Raw genomic sequence first — 19037 nt, 5'->3', positions numbered from 1 at the left:
TAAAGTATATTATGACACTACTTATAATAATTATTGTTTTAGCATTAATATTTGATTACATAAACGGTTTTCACGATGCCGCCAATGCTATAGCAACTGTTGTTGCCACAAAGGTGCTTACGCCATTTCAGGCGGTGCTTTGGGCAGCTTTCTTTAATTTTCTTGCCTATTGGGTTTTTGGTTTTGGCGTTGCCGATACGGTGGCAAAAACCGCCCACACGATGGATATTAACCTTGTGGTTATTCTTGCCGGGGTTATTGCTGCAATTTGCTGGAACCTCCTTACATGGTGGCTGGGGATACCATCCAGCTCATCGCATACGCTTATAGGCGGTTTTGCAGGAGCGGCTATTGCCCATGCCGGTTTTGATGTAGTATCATGGTACAACCCAGGTAAAGACGGAGGGATGCCATCTGGTGTTCTTATTATTATTGCCTTTATTGTTTTAGCGCCATTATTAGGGGCTATAGTATCATATCTTATATCTATCTGGCTTTTAAACTCTTCTAAAAAGAGTATAGGGCCTAAAATATTTACAGGGGCGTTGATGCTTGCTACCATTGTGTTTGTATATTTTGAAATGAAGGGCTACGATGAAATTTCTAAACCTCGTTTTGAATCGCATTTTTGGAGCGTTGCTTTTGAGCCTCATAATATTAAATGGCTTTTAGTTGCTTTTATAATATTATCTATAAGTACTTTTTGCCTTTTATTCAGCAGGCTTACGCATAGTAAAGCCGAATCATGGCTTAAAAGGATGCAGTTATTATCGTCGGCATCGTTTAGCCTTGGCCACGGTGGTAACGACTCGCAGAAAGTAATGGGTATTATTGCTGCTGCGGTTGCGGTTTACATACATACATCGGGCGTGGCACAGGAAAGTTTACCTGACTGGTTAGATGTGGTATTGCCTAAAGATGACGTGGAAGGTAAAATGCCTGCATGGATACCGCTTGCATGTTACTCTGCAATTGCTATGGGTACATTAAGTGGTGGTTGGAAAATTGTAAAAACAATGGGATCTAAAATTACCAAAGTAACATCTTTTGAAGGTGTTGCTGCCGAAACTGCCGGAGCCCTTACACTATATTTTACAGAGCACTTAAAAATACCGGTAAGTACTACGCATACCATTACAGGATCTATTATTGGTGTGGGCCTTACCAAACGTGTATCTGCGGTGCGTTGGGGTGTTACCGTAAGCCTTGTTTGGGCATGGATACTTACAATACCGGTATCGGCACTGCTTGCGGCCATAGTATATTATATTTTAAGCTTATTCTTGTAACGAGTTACTTAGGTTCTGAGACCCTTAGAAGCTCAGAAACTAAGCACCTTTTTGATAAAACTTTATAGCCGTTTTAACAAACGGCTATATTTTTTTGGTAATTGTATGTAGTACCTTTGGTAGTATAACACTTACAGCCCATGTTGCTATTTACAAAGAGGTTTACAGGAATATTTATATTATTTGCAACAATGGCAACTGCTACAGCGCAGGTTAGCTCTTTATTTAATAACAGCAGGCCAAAATCTATGAGCCAGCGCTGGGAGCTTGATACGTTAACATCGGCAGGTACGTTTGTTATTACGCCTTACAAGCCCATTTATATACTGCCCTTTAGATGGAGCAGCCAGCCTAATGACAGCCCTTACAGCGGTAACCCAAGCGATGATTATACGGTTGACGAACCATCTGACTTTAACCATCTGGAGGCTAAATTCCAGATCAGCTTTAAGGTTAAAGTATTGCAGACTATTTTTGGCCGGTACGGCGACCTTTGGGTTGCGTACACTCAAAAATCGCACTGGCAGGTGTATAATCAAAGCCTTTCACGCCCTTTTAGGGAAACCAATTATGAGCCGGAGGTTATTCTTAACTTTCATACCAATGTAAATATGTTCGGCTTTAAGAACCGTATGGCGGGAGTTAGCTTTAACCACCAGTCTAACGGGCGCGACATGCCGCTATCCCGAAGCTGGAACCGTATTATCTTCCACGCCGGTTTTGAAAGGGACAACTGGCAGGTATACTTAAGGCCCTGGATACGCATACCCGATGACGATGATGATAACCCCGACATCGTGCAGCGTATTGGCTATGGCGATGCTACGGTTATCTATACGATGGGTAAAAGTGTGATATCGTTTACGGGTAGTACCAACTTTGCCTTTAACGATCATTTTAGCGGATATGCAGAGGCTTCATGGTCGTACCAGTTGTTTGGTAACCTTAAAGGATACCTTCAAATTACGCACGGCTATGGCGAGACACTTATCGACTATAATAACCGGCAAACAACTGTTGGGTTAGGAGTGTCGCTTGTGGAGTGGAATTAAACGGTCAAAAAACGCGAAAGCCAAAGTCCAAAAGTGAAATTTTTTTGGGCTCAGTATGCTTAGAATTTCAGTTTCGTTTTAGAAGTTTAAACTTAGGAGTTATATTCTGACACCTCTTCTAATTCTTCTGTCTTTTTATGTTTAAACGGAATAGAGACTATAAAGGTAGTTCCCTTGTCTTTACCTGGGCTCATGGCATAAATGTTACCGTTATGCAGCTCTATGAACGATTTGGTTATGGAAAGGCCTAAACCGTTGCTTGTTTCTTTGCCTGTAGGCTTGGAACTTAGTTTGGCAAACTTGGTAAATAGCTTTTGCATATCGCTAAAGTTAAGGCCCTGGCCTTCATCTTTAACTTCTATGTGTACATAATTACCGGCCTCGCGGGCAGAAAGCTTAATAACAGTACCGGGATAAGAGTATTTAATGGCGTTACTTAACAGATTGTGCAGCACATCAGATATTTTAGTCCTGTCGGCTTCGAGCACCGGTAAGTCTTCATCACAGTAAAATTCAATGGTTTGGTCTTTACGTTGTGCCAAAAGTTCAAAATTATAAAGCAGTCGGGCAAACATCTCGTTAAGGTCTACTTCCTCAACGTTAAGCATCATATCTTTTTCTTCAAGCTCTGATTGTTTTAATAAATCAGACAACTTGGCCTGTATCCTGGTAACTGCCGATTTTATATTCTCGGTCATACGTTCTACCGAGTTTACAGGGCTTTTTATTATTATTTCGTTGGCCAATTTTATTGATGCCAGCGGATTTTTAATTTCGTGTAGGGCAATGTTCATCAGGTTAACCTGAGATTCTATCGATTTACGGTAGCGCAGCCTGTTTTCCAGTTTATCTATTATGATACTGGAAAGCGTTTTAAGCATGGTAAGTTGTGCATCGGTAGCATCGCGCGGTACATAATCAACCACACAAATGGTACCCATAATAAAGCCCTCAGGTGTTTTTAACGGTGCCGATGCGTAAAATCGTATACCACCGTCAGCTGCAACGTGTGGATTTTCTAATAATTCAGGATAATGGTGTGTATCATTAAAAATACTGGCGCTGTCTTTTAAAATAGCCCTTGAGCAAAGGCTATCCTCACGTGGTACCTCATTAATAGGCTCTTCATACCCAATGCTTGATTTGATGAATACCCTGTCGGCATCTACAAAATTTATAAAGGCGCTGGGAGTGTTAAATATTTGTGCAGCAAGAAGCGCGATCTTATCAAATGTGTCTTCAGAATGTGTATCCAATATTTGGTAGTCCCTAAGTTTTTCAAGTCTAAGGGCTTCATTATCAGGTATTGAATAGGGTCTTCTGGTACTCATATGCTTTGGTAAGGAATTTTACGATTAATTTTTACAAAAATCCGATAGCTTCGAAATTACAAAAAAAATCCTAAATCAAGCACATCCAGTACAATATTATAACAGAAGTTACATGATTTTGTAATCGATGCTTGCAATAATAATGCCGCTATGCAGTTTATGGTAAATTAAAATCCCGTAAGTAAGAAGTTACTCACGGGATTTTGATATATGTAAATCTAAAAACTTTAAAATCTATTCTTCCGTTCTTTGACCCATCATCATAAGATACGCTTTTAAAAACTCATCTATCTCACCATTCATAACACCGTCTACATCGCTGGTTTCGTGCTGTGTGCGCACGTCTTTAACCAGTTTGTACGGGTGCATAACGTAGTTGCGAATCTGCGAACCCCACTCAATTTTCATCTTGTTGGCCTCAATTTCATCACGCATTGCCTGGCGTTTCTTAAGCTCAATTTCATATAGCTGCGATTTAAGCAACTGCATGGCCTTTAGTTTGTTATCAAGCTGCGAGCGCGTTTCGGAATTTTCGATAATAATCCCGGTAGGGTGGTGGCGAAGCCTTACGGCGGTTTCTACCTTATTAACGTTTTGTCCACCGGCTCCGCTGCTTCGCATGGTTTCCCACGAAATATCAGTCGGGCTAATGTCTATCTCAATGGTATCGTCGGCAAGTGGGTATACGTATACCGATGCGAATGATGTATGGCGCTTACCATTACTGTCAAACGGTGAAATACGCACCAAGCGGTGCACACCGTTCTCACCTTTAAGGTAGCCAAAGCTGTAATCGCCCTCAAACTCAAGGGTAACAGTTTTAATACCTGCAACCTCACCGGCCTGAAAGTTAAGCTCCTTAATCTTGTAGCCTTCTTTTTCGCCCCACATCATATACATACGCATAAGCATTGCAGCCCAGTCGCAACTCTCAGTACCACCGGCACCGGCAGTAATTTGCACTACAGCGCTAAGGCTGTCGCCCTCGTCGCTAAGCATATTCCTGAATTCCAGGTTCTCAATATGCGCAAGTGTAAGCTTAAGCTGTTCGTTAAGCTCCTCTTCGGTAGCATCGCCTTCTTTATAAAACTCGTACAATACCTGCAGCTCTTCGGCCATGGTATTGCCCTTATTGTAGTCGTCTACCCATTTTTTCTGGCTGCGAAGTGCCTTCACTAAAATTTCGGCCTCTTTGGCATTGTTCCAAAAATCGGGCGCGAAAGTTTTTTCTTCTTCGTTGGCAATTTCAATTAACTTCCTGTCAATGTCAAAGATACCTCCTCAGCGCACCAAGGCGCTCCATAATACCTTTTATTTGTTCGGTATTTGTCATAAATAATGTAGTTTTGTATTAGCTTACGCAAAAATAGGCTATCTTTTTAATAATATGGAAATTAATTTAGTTAGTGATACGGTAACAAGGCCATCGCACGAAATGCTTCAGCAAATGTTCAGGGCGAAAGTAGGCGACGATGTATATAAACAAGACCCTACAGTAATAGAGCTGGAGGAAACAGTGGCAAATTTATTCGGGATGGAAGAGGCCCTTTTCTTTCCCAGCGGCACCATGGCAAACCAAACCGCCATTAAACTGCATACCCAGCCGGGCGAGGAGCTTATTTGCGATAAATGGGCGCATGTATATAATTATGAGGGCGGTGGGGCTGCATTCAATAGTGGCGCATCGTGTAAACTGGTAGATGGTAACCGCGGTATGATGACCGCTGCACAGGTAACCGAAGCTATCAATCCGCCGGATTTTTACCATAGCCCGCTAAGCAGCCTGGTTTGTATAGAAAATACTACCAACAAAGGTGGTGGCGCCTGTTACGAATTACAAACATTGCATGATATTAAGGAAGTCTGCAACCAAAATAACCTTAAATACCATCTTGACGGTGCCCGTTTATGGAATGCCCTTGTTGCTAAAAAACAGCACCCTACACAGTTTGGGCAGTTGTTTGATACTATTTCGGTTTGTTTAAGCAAAGGTTTAGGTGCACCGGTAGGATCTGTGCTGCTTGGTAGCCATGGCACTATTAAAAGGGCATTGCGCGTACGTAAAATGCTGGGTGGCGGTATGCGCCAGGCAGGTTATCTTGCCGCAGCCGGACTTTACGCCCTGCAAAATAACGTAGGCCGGTTAGAAGAAGACCATCGCCGTGCCAAAGAATTAGCTGCTATATTACAGCAACAACCTTATGTAGATACGGTTGAACCTGTAGAAACCAACATACTGATATTCTCTCTTAAGCCGCAATATAACGAAGCCGCTTTTGTTGAAAAACTAAAACAAAAAAGTATTTTTATAAGCTCTTTAGGTAAAGGCAAACTGCGTATTGTTACTCATTTAGACTATAAAGAGGTAATGCACCAGTACGTGCTGGAGGCTTTCTCTAAAATGGTTTAATATTTAGTCGAAAGTCATAAGGTCAAAAGGTCAAAAGTCACAGGTCATAAAGTATTAAAGGAAATCCTTAGACTTATGACTTGCGACTTTATAAACTTTCCGACTAAAACAATCCGTCCATTCCCGGTATATTCGGCATGCCGTCTTTAGCAACAGCGGCCAGCTCGGCTTCGTTAACGGCCGTGGCTTTTTCTATGGCTTTGTTTAAAACCAATACCAGGTAGTCTTCCAGTTGTTCTTTATCTTCTAAAAGGGAGTCATCTATTGTAACAGATTTTATGGCCCTGTTAGCGGTTAGGGTTACTTTTAAAAGTCCATCGCTGCTTTGCTCATCTACCAAAACCGTATCGAGCCTTTTTTTGGTATCTTCAATCTTTTGTTGGGTTTCTTTAATTTTACCCATCATTCCCATGATATCTCCAAACATAATTATATTTTATTATAGTGTTTATAAATACAAATGTATTAAATTGCAGGGTTATATTCCAATTCATAAAAGAATGAAAAAACACTTACTTTTAAGTTGTGTTTGTGTTATTTTTGCAGGCAATGCCCAAACAAGCAAAAAACTAATGACTGAGACCCTTAAACCGCCCGTAGCAGCAGTAAAGCCTAAAAAGCTTGAAAAGCACGGCGATATACGTACTGATAATTATTACTGGCTAAACGAAAGGGAAAACCCCGAAGTTATAGACTATCTTAACAAGGAAAACGATTATTACAAACAATCTACCGCACATACAAAGCAATTTCGCGACGACCTTTACACGGAAATGAAGGCGAGGATTAAGGAAGACGATGCATCTGTACCTTACTTTTACAACGGTTATTTTTATATAACCCGCTATGAAAAAGGAAAAGATTATCCTATATATGCCCGTAAAAAAGGCAAGCTTACCGCTAAAGAAGAAATTTTGTTTGATTGTAATCAAATGGCCGAGGGACACAGTTACTTTCAGCTTGGCGGCCTTAATATTAGCGAAGATAATAAATGGGCAGCCTTTGGTATTGATACCGTATCGCGCAGGCAGTACACCATCCAGGTTAAAAACCTTGAAACTAACGAGGTGCTTCCATTTAAAATAGAAAATACTACAGGCGGCTCTACCTGGGCCGGCGATAATAAAACACTTTTTTACACTCGTAAAGATGCCGTAACGTTACGATCAGATAAAATTTACAAGCACAAGCTTGGCGCCGATGTTAAAGATGACGCGCTTATCTTTCATGAAAAAGACGCTACTTACAATACCTTTATATACAAAGAGAAATCTAAAAAATATCTTGTTATAGGGTCAAGCAGTACGCTTACATCTGAATTCAGGATACTGGATGCTAAAAAGCCCGATGGCGAGTTTACCATTTTCCAGAAACGTACACGTGGGCTGGAATATGATATTGCCCATTACGGCGACAAGTGGTACATTGTTACCAATAAGGATAAGGCTACCAACTTTAAACTTATGACCACGCCTGAAAAGGCTACGGGCAAAGAAAACTGGACCGACCTTATTGCCCACCGTAAAGATGTGCTTTTAGAGGATATAGACATTTTTAAAAACTACCTTGTAATCAGCGAGCGCAGCAATGGGCTTAACACCATTCGCATTCGCCCGTGGAAAGGGGAGGAGTACTACCTGCCTTTTGAAATTGAAACCTACACGGCTGCTACAAGCACCAACCCTGACTTTGATACCGATATTTTACGCTACAGCTACCAGTCGTTAGCGGTTCCGTCAAGTGTTATCGACTTTAATATGAAAACCAAAGAGAAGATCGTGCTTAAAGAGCAGGAAGTACTTGGCGGTAAATTCGATAAAAATAATTATGTAGAAGAGCGCATTTGGGCTACCGTGGCAGATGGCGTTAAAGTGCCAATTTCTATGGTGTACCGCAAGGGTATTACCAAAAATGGCAATAATCCATTCCTGTTGTATGCCTACGGCTCATACGGAGCCTCTATGGATCCGTATTTCTCTTCTATAAGGCTTAGCCTGCTCGATCGTGGTTTTATCTTTGCCATCGCCCATATAAGGGGTGGGGAAGACCTGGGCCGCGACTGGTACGAAACCGGCAAGCTGCTTACCAAAAAGAATACCTTTACAGATTTTGTTGACTGCTCTAAATATGTAATCGACCAAAAATATACTTCGCCGGAGCATTTATATGCCGAGGGCGGATCGGCAGGAGGGTTGTTAATGGGTGCTGTTGTAAACATGGCTCCGCAATTGTACCACGGGGTTATTGCCCAGGTACCGTTTGTAGATGTGGTTACTACAATGCTGGATGATAGTATACCGCTTACCACAGGAGAGTATGATGAATGGGGCAACCCTAATGACAAAGAATACTACGATTACATGAAATCGTACTCGCCGTATGACAATGTAACTGCCCAAACCTACCCAAATATGCTTGTAACTACAGGTTTGCATGACTCTCAGGTGCAATATTGGGAACCTGCCAAGTGGGTTGCAAAACTTCGTGTTTTAAAAACAGGAAATAACCAGTTGTATCTGGATACCAACATGGAAGCTGGCCACGGAGGCGCATCCGGGCGCTTTGAAGCGCTTAAGGAAGTTGCCAAAGAATATAGTTTTTTATTAGATTTGGAAGGAATTAAAAAGTAATTAAATTTTTTTTGTTAGATTTGCAGGGTTTTGAGGTCATTAAACTTTATACACAGTTTACCTTGCTAACTTATTTTTTTTATGAAAGAAGAAATAAAAGCCTATAATAATGTATTGGAATTGATTGGGAATACACCCCTGATTAAGATCAATAAGGTTACAGAAGGATTATTAGGAAATTTTTATGCTAAAGTAGAAGCTTTTAATCCGGGCCACTCCACTAAAGACAGGATAGCACTATATATCATTGAAGAAGCCGAGAAAAAAGGCATCCTTAAACCGGGAGATACCATTATTGAAACCACATCAGGCAATACAGGCTTTAGCATTGCTATGGTTAGTATTATTAAAGGTTATGATTGTGTTCTTGCAGTAAGCTCTAAGTCATCTAAAGATAAAATAGATATGCTTCGTGCCATGGGCGCTAAAGTATATGTTTGCCCTGCAAACGTATCTGCCGATGATCCGCGTTCGTACTACAGCGTTGCCAAAAGGCTGCACGAAGAGACTAAAGGATCTGTTTATATTAACCAGTACTTTAACGACCTTAATGTAGATGCGCATTATAACACTACCGGCCCAGAGATATGGGAGCAAACCGGTGGCCAGATAACCCACCTTATTGCTTGTAGCGGTACCGGCGGAACGATATCGGGCACTGCACGTTTCTTAAAAGAAAAAAATCCAAATATCAGGATACTTGGCGTAGATGCTTTTGGTTCGGTACTTAAAAAATACCACGAAACAAGAGAGTTTGACAGCGAAGAGATCTATCCTTACCGTATAGAGGGCCTTGGTAAAAACCTCATACCTACGGCCACCGACTTTGATGCTATTGATAAGTTTATTAAAGTATCAGATGAAGATAGTGCCCACGCAGCACGTTATATTGCCAAAACCGAAGGTTTGTTTGTAGGCTACACCAGCGGTGCTACGTTACAGGCAGCAAGGCAGTACAGCGAAGCAGGCGAATTTACAAAAGACAGCAATGTTGTATTGATATTCCCCGATCATGGTTCGCGCTATATGAGCAAAGTATTTAGCGATGAATGGATGAACGAACAAGGATTTTTTGACAGCGTTAACCTCGAAGAAGCTCAAAAAATTGAATTTATAAAATAATCAGTTTTTAGATTTATATACAAAACTCCGGATGAACAGTCCGGAGTTTTTTGTTTCAATTACATTCCCAACAACCTGCAAGGTTTGCAAAACCTGTAGGTTTAGTTTTTAGTGTCAAAAAACAAAAGCCACCCCTTTCAGGATGGCTTAGCTTTAAACAACGAGTATGAAGTGACGTTTAAAATGCTTTAAAATCGCCGGTGCCTGTTTTCATCAGGTCGGTTTGTGCTGGCTCGCCGGTAAAGGCAATAGTGCCGGAGCCGCTTATTCTGCCCTTAATTGCTTTATTACACAATACTTTTAAATTGCCTGAACCCTTTACAGCAGCGTTTACATTATTAGAGTCCAGTTCTTTTGCATTAATGGAGCCCGAACCCGTTACAAAGCAGGTAAAGTTGTCAGACGAGCCTGTAAGCTCAATATGGCCTGCACCGGTAACGATCGCTTCGGTTTTAGGGGAATGTAGCCTGAGGTTTATGTTGCCCGATCCGTTAAGGAATATCTTTACGTTAGAAGCCAGCGTTTTCTCTGAAATAATGCTGCCCGAACCGGAAAGGCTTATTTCGTTGAGAGCTTTAAAAGGTACATGTACAATTACCTTGTTTTTATTGGAAGGCTTAAAGATAAGGCCTTCTTTGATGGAAATATCGAGTGTATTATTAGTAACGGCAGTGATAATATAATCGGTTATGTTTTCCGGCGCTTCAATGATAATTTTACCTGAGATGCCTTCTTTGAGGATAATTTCAAAAGGGCCGTTGGTAGATAAATTTTCAAATTCGGCTACCTGCCTGGTAGTTTTTACGGTTTTACCCGATGCCTCAATTTGCTGCTGGGCCGTAGCAGTAAGCATGGCAAAGCATGCCACGGTAATGGTTAATAAATTTTTCATGGTATGATTGATTTGATGATTGAACTCCTTAGCTGTATTGCCTGATGAGGGCCAGCTTATTATAACTTATCTCTTTTTAAAACTGCCCGATCCGTTTACTTTAACGTCATTTACAGCCGGGTCGCCTGCATAAGTAACATCGCCCGAGCCGGCAATAGAACCCGTTAATTCTTTTTTACTGTATACGTGTGCCGAACCCGATCCTGCCACTTCTACACTAACATTATCACAAATAAAGTCGGCTGCCTTAAGTGAACCTGATCCTGCCACGTGGCATTTAAGGCTTGTAGCGCTTCCTTTTAGGGTTACAGAGCCTGAACCCGTAACATTTGCTTTAGCATCGCTGGCCTTAACGTTCAGATTTACTTTACCCGATCCTGTTACCGATGTTTTAAAGTCGCCCGTAAAAACAACATCACTTGTTATTGAACCCGACCCTGTTATATCAGCCTCCTCTAACTGGTTAACCGGAACGATTACTGTAAGCTTTTTATATGATTTGGACTTAAAGTTCCTTTTCATTTCAATTTTAAGTTCTCCTCCGCTTACTTCTATGAGCGTATTTGATACTGCGTCCTGGTCGCCGCTAATGGTTAGAGTATTGCCTCCGGTTTTTACAAGTTCTACTGCATACGAGCCAGTTACATTAATTTTTGTAAAGGCGGAAATGTCCCTTTTTTCTGTTACCTGCGCAACCGCGGCAACGCTAAATAAAAATGATACTAATAGGATAAGATTTTTCATATTTATAATTTAATTGATGATTGTAATTTAATTGATTGCCTGTTGTTATTGTTGAATTAACGTAAGGTTTCCATAATCTGACGAGAAGAATATTTTATTACTTCCGTTGCTCTTATAATAGCCTTTATAATTGCTGTGGAAATCTTTTACCCTTTTCTCAGTAAACTGAAAACCATTCATACCCTTCACATTGCCGTATTCCAGGTCAAATTCAAAATTAAAAGAGTAGCCGGCATTGTATTTAATATCTACATTAGTGTAGTCGCCATTAACAACGGTATTTTTAGCGGTATTGGCTATGCCAAATTTAATGTTGCTGTAATCTCCGCTAAGGTTAATTTGAGATTCTACGGTGCTTACACGTACGTTAAGGTAGTCACCGGAACCGGTAACTGTTTCGGCAGTGCCTATAGTTACATCGCCATACTCGGCACGGTAGGTAACGCTTTTTGCATCGCCAATTTTAAGTCCGGTATATTCGCATTTGGCAGTGATCTTATCGGTACGTGATATATTTACCCCAGAGTACTGCGCGTTAATAGTACCCCCTTTAATATATCCTAATTTAGAATTATCGCAGTATTGCAACACTATATTATTGTTATCGCTGTTAAGCGATTCAATATCAAGGTTACCATACTGGCAGTTGATGTTTACACCGCCGTTAATTACACCCAGCTTAATGCCGCCATACTGGTTAGCAAGCCCAAGCGTACCGCGTTTAGGTATTTTTATAGTATAGTTAATCTCCATATTGATGTTGCGCCCCCTGGAATTTTCTATAATTGTTTTAGCACCTACCAGAGCTGCCGTGGCATTAAATTCTACATCTATACCGTTAATGCGTTTTACAACGTCGTCTTCGTCGTTTCCATTCACGGTAATAACCACATCTATAGCTGTTTTATCCTCATCCCAGGTGGTTATATAAATATTGCCGTATTTGTTAGAAACCGTTAGCCCGGCGGTACTGTTAACCGCAAAAGCCCTGCTTATTTTTTTCTCCCTTGTGTATTTGCCCTTTTTTATGCCGTGTGCCAGGGCTATTCCCGGTAAGAGGAATAACAGGAAGATTATCTGTTTAAGCCTGATTGTTCTCATTGTAGTTTTCTTTAATTTTTTTGATGTTTTCTATTTTGGTAAGCACCTCTTCCAGGAACGAGATGCGGGTTTGCAGGTTGGTTATCATCGCGTGGATAATTTTTTTATTCTCGCCTTTTTCCTGCAGTTCTTTAGTAAGGTTGTTGTAATCGTCTTCCAGCTTATTCATGCGGTACAGGGCATCCTTAATAAGCTGTTTGGTCTCGGGGCTGTTTTGTTTCTCAACCTTTGCCATTTCCTTTTGTATGATGCCGGCAAAATACATTTGGGTTTCCTGTGCCTTCGGCGACATTTTATTGGCAGCCGTGTTGCCATCCTTATGTGGGCCAAACGTTATAAACAAGCCTATAAAAAGAGCAATGGCTGCCGCTATAGGCCCTGCTATCTTTATATTGAAGCGTTGTTGCTTTTTACCGCCAAGCCTGTTTAAAAAGCGCTCCTGGTGGCCAAGGGAAGGGCTTTCGGTATCCCATTGCCCGTCAAAATGATCAAATAAATTGTCTAAACTGTCTTTTTCGTTTTTCATTACGCATTTAGTTTTTTCAGCAGGCTTTCTTTAGCCCTGCTTATGGTGGTGCGGCAATTTCCCGGGGTTATTGCCAAAATATCACAAATCTCTTCCTGGTCAAAGCCTTCTATGTACAGCAGTGTAAGTATAATACGGTAGCTTTCTTTTAACGATTGTATCGCTGCCATAACCTCCTGCACTTTTACCGACTGAAAATCCAGCTTTGCCTCCTCTGGACTGCCGGTGTCTTCTACCTTATACAAAACATCATCAAGCGAATCCATGGCATTCTTGTTGATCTTTTTGTAATTATCCAGGCTGTGGTTTACCACAATTTTTTTAAGCCATGCCCCAAAAGTAACTTCACCCTTAAACGAATCCAGTTTGGTAAACGCCTTTAAAAAGGCTTCCTGCATAATATCCTCTGCCCAGTGGCTGTCTTTAACAATGCGCAGCGCAGTATTGTACATAGGCTTATAATAGCGGTTATATACCTCAAACTGCGCATTGCGGTTGCCCGCTTTGCATAGGGTTATTAATTCGTTACTATCCGGATTCGCGTTTGTCAACTTTAGTGGCTTGGTTTATTATAATGACTGCACGTTTTTTAAATTGTTACAGTTGCCCGAAAAAATGTTTAAATTTTTTAATGTACTAATGTAACGATTTGGTGGGTGGGGTGGGAGAGAAGGTTATTGATTCTTATGAAAAACAGGTGATTATTAAATATGCACAAAAAAAGGCCACCTTGCGGCAGCCTTTAAAAATATCATATAGCGGGAAACTATTCCTGCATGGTGTGGTACACGTTCATAACGTCGTCGTCTTCCTCAATTTTTTCAAGAAGTTTCTCAACGTCGGCTACCTGGTCTTCGGTAAGTTCTTTAGTAACCTGTGGAATCCTCTCAAAGCCGGAAGATAATATCTCGATACCTCTGTGCTCCAGTTCTTTTTGTATCGAACCAAAGCTTTCAAAAGGGGCGTACATTACAATACCGCCATCCTCATCAGCAAAAATCTCCTCAACACCAAAATCGATCATTTCAAGTTCAAGCTCTTCAACATCGCGGCCTTCAGCTGGTATGCGGAAGTTACACGTATGATCGAACATAAACTCTACCGATCCCTGCGTGCCCATAGCGCCGTTGCACTTATTAAAGTAGCTGCGTATGTTTGCCACGGTACGATTGTTATTATCGGTAGCGGTTTCTATAAGTATTGCAATGCCGTGTGGTGCATAGCCTTCAAACAATACCTCTTTAAAGTTAGCGGTATCCTTGTCTGATGCTTTTTTAATAGCCCTTTCAACATTGTCTTTCGGCATGTTTGCCGCTTTGGCATTTTGTATTACTGCCCTTAGCCTGGAGTTGGTCTCTGCGTTTGGCCCGCCTTCTTTAACGGCCATTACTATATCTTTACCAATCCTTGTAAACGTTTTGGCCATCGCCGACCAACGTTTCATTTTCCTGGCTTTTCTAAATTCAAATGCTCTTCCCATAGTTTTTATGTATTTGCAGCACAAAAATAGAATTATTCGCTGTTATTGCAAAAACAAAATTAATTCTAACGCGATTTATAATTATTTAGGTCTTTAAGTATGTTTAACCCCTCAAAAATATAAGGGTCGGTTTTAATCGATTTTACTTTAAATTCGTTTACACTCTTGTAAAAATCATCATCAGTACCTGATTTACCCACTGCATTGGTAATGGTTATTTTATTCTCTTTTTCAAGCTCTGTAGTAATTTCTTTCCAAAGCTTATCCATAGAGTGGGTATCGGCATACACGGCGTCAAAAGTTATGGGTAGCGGAGCTTTGTCTGCCTTGTAAAGTTCCCCCACGCGCTTATTTATGGAAATAATGTTACTAAGCATAGGGTTAGCGCCTACGCGTTGTTTGCTGACAATTACAGCCTTTTTAAGGCCATCGGCCGGCATTTTGCTGTAGCGCACGTTAATGGGTATGCTATCGTTTTTTATGGCGGTAGGCATGGTTTTTTCGCGCGGAAGCATGTCGTTAAAAACATACGGCAGCTCTACATCGGGTAGTATGCCTACATACTGGCTACTTTTACCCGACACTCGGTAAAACTTATCGATGGTAACCTTTACAAAGTCGGTTTGGTTGGCTTCGTCAAGCGGGGTAATGGTTTGCATGGTAGCCTTGCCCACAGTAGGGCTGCCCACTATAACGGCACGGTTATAATCCTGCATTACACCGGCAAAAAATTCGCTGGCCGATGCCGTAAACCCGTTAACCAATACCACCATAGGGCCGTTAAATATCATACCGCGGTTGTAATCGCGAACGGTATTATAGGTTTGGTTCTTATCGGTAACAATACTCACCGGGCCGTAATTAATGAACATACCGGCGAGGCGAATAACCTCGTCCATACTGCCACCGCCGTTGTATTGCAGGTCGATGATAAGGCCTTTAACATCGCTTTTTTTAAGTTTAGAAACCTCTTTAGCCACATCATCGGCACAACCAGAACCCACGCCGCTATCAAAAGGGGAGTAGAAGCTTGGTATCTTAATATAGCCCATTTTTTCGTTGCCATCGCCCAGTATGTAACTAAACACGCTGTGGTCGTCGGCCTTCATAACCTGTTTTTTTAGGCTCACGGTATACAAGGTGCCGTCCTGCTTGCGCAGGGTAAGATCTACATCTTTATACGTATCGCTCGATACGATATCGTTAATCGTTTGCATTGATGCGCAGGATACTATATATTCGGTGTCATTTGCGGCAAGCTTAACAATCTTGTCGCCTTTGTCTACCTTTTTAGATGCGTATGCCGGGCCGCCGGGCACTACTTCTTCTACAACTATCTCTTCTTTATTATTCTGGCTTACGTACAGTCCCAGCGAGTAATTTTCAGTTGAAATAGACGACACGAACGATGCCTTTTCGTTATAATTGAAATAGGTGGAATGCGGATCGAAATAGGAGCAGAATACAGAGAAAAACTTATTGTAAACGCTGTTGTCAAAACCTTCGTTTGGAGACAACAGGCTGTTTACTCGGCATAAATATGTTTCTATAACTTTTGTTTTAGATAGCGGGAAAAGCTTGTCCAGGTGCTGCTTAAGCGAATCTTTATTCTTGCTAAGCATAGATATGTCTTCCAATATATCAAACGTAATTTTTTTGCGGATGAAATTTTTTACCTTATCCGTATTGCTATGAAACGGAAAGTTCTTTTTAGAGTAAAAAATAGTATCCTTAGTATTGTAAGTAAGCGGTTCTTTAGCAATTTCTTCTACAAACTTTTTATTGCGTTCTAAAGCGCTTTTATAGGTAGTGATAAAATCGGTAAAAAAGGAACAGTCGTTGCCTTTAAGGTAATCGTCTATCTTGTATTTGTGTTTTTCCAGCTGGTCCTGCTCGGCTTTAATGAAAAGTGTGCGGTTGTTGTCCAGCTGCTCCATTACGGTAGTATACACGTAGGCCGAAAGGCTGTCATCTACCGGTTTTGGCTGGTAATGCCTGGTTTGCATTACGCTGGCAATAGTATTGAAAACGCTGCATGCCTTTTCATTATTCTGGGCGGTTACCTGCAGGGTAAATAAAAAGGCAAATGCAGCTAATATTTTCATTGTAAGAGTATTATTTTTTATAAAAAGGCAGCTTAACCACCTTTGCAGGGACGTCGTTTTTACGTATCCTGATGAATATTTCGCTATCTTCGGCAGCAAAAGCGACAGGAACGTAACCCATGCCAATACCTTTATTTAATGATGGCGCCATAGTACCCGATGTTACTACACCTATTACAGTACCCTGTGCATCAACAATTTCGTAATCCTGGCGTGGCACACCACGGTCTAAAAGTTCAAAACCTACCAGTTTGCGGGTAACACCGGCTTCTTTTTGCTGCTTAAGCGCATCTGAATTTACGAAATTTTTATTAAACTTGGTAATCCAGCCTAAGCCTGCTTCAAGCGGAGAGGTAGTATCGTTAATATCGTTACCGTAAAGGCAAAAGCCCATTTCAAGTCGAAGGGTATCACGGGCAGCAAGGCCTATTGGCTTAATATCATAAGCAGCGCCTGCCTCAAATACTTTGTTCCAAATCTGCTCTATCTCGCTGTTTTTAGCGTAAATCTCAAAACCACCACTACCGGTATAACCTGTAGCCGAAATAATAACGTGCTCTATACCTGCAAAATCGGCTACTTCAAAATGGTAGTATTTAATAGCAGCAAGGTCTATAGAGGTTAATGCCTGCATGGCTTCCATAGCCATAGGGCCCTGTATGGCAAGCAACGAGTAGTCATCGCTTAGGTTGCGCATAGTAACACCAAGGTCGTTATGTGCAGAGATCCACTCCCAGTCTTTATCAATATTAGAGGCATTTACCACAAGTAAATACTCTTCTTCTTTCATTTTATAAACTATAAGGTCGTCTACTATACCGCCGGTAGCGTTAGGCAGGCACGAGTATTGCGCACGGCCAATGATTAGGGTAGAGGCATCATTGCTAGTTACTTTCTGGATAAGGTCTAACGCGTGTGGACCCGAAAGTAAAAATTCGCCCATGTGCGAAACATCAAAAACACCTACACCGTTTCTCACAGTATCGTGTTCGGCATTAACTCCTTCATACAAAACAGGCATATTAAAGCCTGCAAACGGAACCATTTTAGCACCCAGTGCTTCGTGAACGTGCGTAAGCGCAGTATTTTTCATTTATGTTTGAAATAAAGTTTGAATGCGCTAAATTATTGAAAATTATGCAACCGTAAAGCCTAAAATTAACAATTATGATTTATTAACGAATTAAAGTTGATTTGTGGATTTGGTTATTTGAGAGTTGTGGATTTGATAATTTGAGGATTTGGTTATCTGTGATTGGTTTCGATGAAAGCAAGGGCGTACCTAACCGCAATACTTTTCTAATAACTTTTTATCGATACCCAGTTTTACGGCACGTTTATAAAACAATAGTACCAATGGCGAAAATAACCTAAACAGCGGATTGGTCAAGTGGGTATCGCCCCAAACAAATACTACAGCTATGTGGTAAATGTTTTTAGGTATTTGGTTCTTAGTAATGGTTTTGCCATCGTTTACCAGGCCGAACATTACTTTTAAAAAGTTCTCAAAATTGGGCTGGCCGGGTGTTAGTTTGACCCTGAAGGTAATAGGCTCAGTGTTATCGTTAAAAAACCGGTGCGGACTCCTAACAGGTACCAACAGTCTTTCGCCCGGCTCTAAATAAACAGTTTTGGTTCCTTTTTGCAGTCCAAGCTTTCCTGCAACAGCAGTAAACGCTTCGGTAAATTTGGTATGGTAATGCACAGGGTTGCCGCCACCCGCCTGTAAGGTAACCTCAAAATGGGTATACGCACCGTTAGTAGCTTCAGAACTTTCTAAAATAGTGGTGTACTCGCCATTAATGGGATTATGGTAGGTTTTGGGCTGCATTTATTCGCAGGAAAAGCTGTATTGTATAGACGATAAATTACCCGCAGTAAAATGGAACTCCCATTCACCATCCGCTTGAGTTTCCGATACTACAAGTATACTATATGTACCATCTGGCCGGGTTTCTATTTCACGTATTTTTTTTGAATCAGGAAATATTTTTCTGAATGCTTCAATAGTTGTGTGTTGGTCGTAGCGGATACCTTTCAAGGTAAAAAAATTAGTTGTTTTTTTATCAAATACTACGCGCCTAAAGTTGAGCATATTGTTGTCTAATTCAAAAACTACACCTTTGTAATAAAGCATTTTTACGTTAGCCTCATCAGCGGTGCCGCAGGTTTCATCATCCGTAGGAGATCGCACTATGTAATCCTTTTTGTAAACAGCCTCAAAATCCCTTTTAGAAATGGTAAGGGTAAGCTTGTTGTTTATGGTGGCCTCGTCCCAGTTGATCGATTGGTTTTCCTGAGCCAATGCCGTTAGGCTTATCAAAAATAAAATGTAAGGTAATAGTTTCATCATAA

The 19037-nt window shown here is 41.1% G+C and carries 18 protein-coding genes; 5 read left to right on the top strand and 13 right to left on the bottom strand.

Annotated features, from left to right (window positions below):
• The first annotated feature begins 11 nt into the window (after nt 1–11).
• Together FMM05_RS02115 and FMM05_RS02110 are read left to right on the top strand one after the other, a co-directional pair.
• Nucleotides 12–1289, top strand: a complete 1278-nt coding sequence (locus FMM05_RS02115; RefSeq protein WP_143371685.1) for an inorganic phosphate transporter — start codon at nt 12–14, stop codon at nt 1287–1289.
• Nucleotides 1290–1480: 191 nt separating this feature from the next.
• The gene (locus tag FMM05_RS02110; protein WP_235894339.1) at nt 1481–2341 is read left to right on the top strand and encodes a phospholipase A; all 861 of its coding nucleotides are present in this window, start codon (nt 1481–1483) and stop codon (nt 2339–2341) included.
• A gap of 92 nt (nt 2342–2433) precedes the next feature.
• Here the strand turns inward: FMM05_RS02110 and FMM05_RS02105 are convergent, their stop codons facing one another.
• Nucleotides 2434–3672, bottom strand: coding sequence for a GAF domain-containing sensor histidine kinase (locus FMM05_RS02105; RefSeq protein ID WP_143371683.1), 1239 nt, complete (start codon nt 3670–3672; stop codon nt 2434–2436).
• A 234-nt stretch (nt 3673–3906) separates the two neighbouring features.
• A protein-coding gene (gene prfB, locus FMM05_RS02100) for a peptide chain release factor 2 (RefSeq protein WP_143371682.1) occupies nt 3907–5005 on the bottom strand; the annotation gives its coding sequence in 2 pieces (ribosomal slippage) (nt 3907–4941 and nt 4943–5005; 1098 coding nt in all).
• A 54-nt stretch (nt 5006–5059) separates the two neighbouring features.
• Between prfB and FMM05_RS02095 the strand changes: the two genes are divergently transcribed.
• Nucleotides 5060–6082, top strand: a complete 1023-nt coding sequence (locus FMM05_RS02095; RefSeq protein ID WP_143371681.1) for a threonine aldolase family protein — start codon at nt 5060–5062, stop codon at nt 6080–6082.
• A 103-nt stretch (nt 6083–6185) separates the two neighbouring features.
• On the opposite strand, the gene FMM05_RS02090 is transcribed toward FMM05_RS02095, so the two are convergent.
• A complete protein-coding gene (locus FMM05_RS02090; RefSeq protein WP_143371680.1) occupies nt 6186–6509 on the bottom strand; it encodes a YbaB/EbfC family nucleoid-associated protein in 324 nt (107 codons plus the stop codon).
• Between the two features lie 73 nt (nt 6510–6582).
• Between FMM05_RS02090 and FMM05_RS02085 the strand changes: the two genes are divergently transcribed.
• Together FMM05_RS02085 and FMM05_RS02080 are read left to right on the top strand one after the other, a co-directional pair.
• Nucleotides 6583–8712 carry a S9 family peptidase gene (locus FMM05_RS02085; protein WP_143371679.1) on the top strand — a complete coding sequence of 710 codons (2130 nt, stop codon included), beginning with the start codon at nt 6583–6585 and terminating at the stop codon, nt 8710–8712.
• 81 nt (nt 8713–8793) lie between these two features.
• Nucleotides 8794–9834 (top strand): PLP-dependent cysteine synthase family protein, encoded by a 1041-nt coding sequence (locus FMM05_RS02080; protein WP_143371678.1) that lies wholly within the window; start codon nt 8794–8796, stop codon nt 9832–9834.
• Nucleotides 9835–10012: 178 nt separating this feature from the next.
• On the opposite strand, the gene FMM05_RS02075 is transcribed toward FMM05_RS02080, so the two are convergent.
• From FMM05_RS02075 to FMM05_RS02030, 10 genes are all read right to left on the bottom strand, one after another.
• Nucleotides 10013–10726, bottom strand: coding sequence for a head GIN domain-containing protein (locus tag FMM05_RS02075; protein ID WP_143371677.1), 714 nt, complete (start codon nt 10724–10726; stop codon nt 10013–10015).
• 66 nt (nt 10727–10792) lie between these two features.
• Entirely contained in the window at nt 10793–11470 is a 678-nt protein-coding gene (locus FMM05_RS02070; protein WP_143371676.1) for a head GIN domain-containing protein, read from the bottom strand.
• A gap of 45 nt (nt 11471–11515) precedes the next feature.
• Nucleotides 11516–12571, bottom strand: coding sequence for a hypothetical protein (locus FMM05_RS02065; RefSeq protein ID WP_143371675.1), 1056 nt, complete (start codon nt 12569–12571; stop codon nt 11516–11518).
• Nucleotides 12552–13097 carry a hypothetical protein gene (locus FMM05_RS02060; protein ID WP_143371674.1) on the bottom strand — a complete coding sequence of 182 codons (546 nt, stop codon included), beginning with the start codon at nt 13095–13097 and terminating at the stop codon, nt 12552–12554. Before FMM05_RS02060 ends, FMM05_RS02065 begins: the two co-directional genes overlap by 20 nt.
• Complete coding sequence (locus FMM05_RS02055) at nt 13097–13648, bottom strand: RNA polymerase sigma factor (RefSeq protein ID WP_143371673.1); 552 nt, start codon at nt 13646–13648, stop codon at nt 13097–13099. Before FMM05_RS02055 ends, FMM05_RS02060 begins: the two co-directional genes overlap by 1 nt.
• Before the next feature lie 215 nt (nt 13649–13863).
• Nucleotides 13864–14577: a YebC/PmpR family DNA-binding transcriptional regulator gene (locus FMM05_RS02050; protein ID WP_143371672.1), complete on the bottom strand. Its 714-nt coding sequence runs from the start codon at nt 14575–14577 to the stop codon at nt 13864–13866.
• Between the two features lie 65 nt (nt 14578–14642).
• The gene (locus tag FMM05_RS02045; protein ID WP_143371671.1) at nt 14643–16682 is read right to left on the bottom strand and encodes a S41 family peptidase; all 2040 of its coding nucleotides are present in this window, start codon (nt 16680–16682) and stop codon (nt 14643–14645) included.
• 10 nt (nt 16683–16692) lie between these two features.
• On the bottom strand, nt 16693–17775 hold the full coding sequence (gcvT, locus tag FMM05_RS02040) for a glycine cleavage system aminomethyltransferase GcvT (protein ID WP_143371670.1): 1083 nt from the start codon (nt 17773–17775) through the stop codon (nt 16693–16695).
• A 189-nt stretch (nt 17776–17964) separates the two neighbouring features.
• The gene (locus tag FMM05_RS02035) at nt 17965–18513 is read right to left on the bottom strand and encodes a cupin domain-containing protein (RefSeq protein WP_143371669.1); all 549 of its coding nucleotides are present in this window, start codon (nt 18511–18513) and stop codon (nt 17965–17967) included.
• Entirely contained in the window at nt 18514–19035 is a 522-nt protein-coding gene (locus FMM05_RS02030) for a hypothetical protein (protein WP_143371668.1), read from the bottom strand. It abuts the gene before it with no gap.
• Nucleotides 19036–19037 lie beyond the last annotated feature (2 nt).

It is taken from the genome of Flavobacterium zepuense, from assembly GCF_007097145.1.
Lineage (GTDB): Bacteria > Bacteroidota > Bacteroidia > Flavobacteriales > Flavobacteriaceae > Flavobacterium > Flavobacterium zepuense.
The sequence above is the reverse complement of the archived record's forward strand: the minus strand, read 5'-3'. Positions and strand labels throughout refer to the sequence as shown.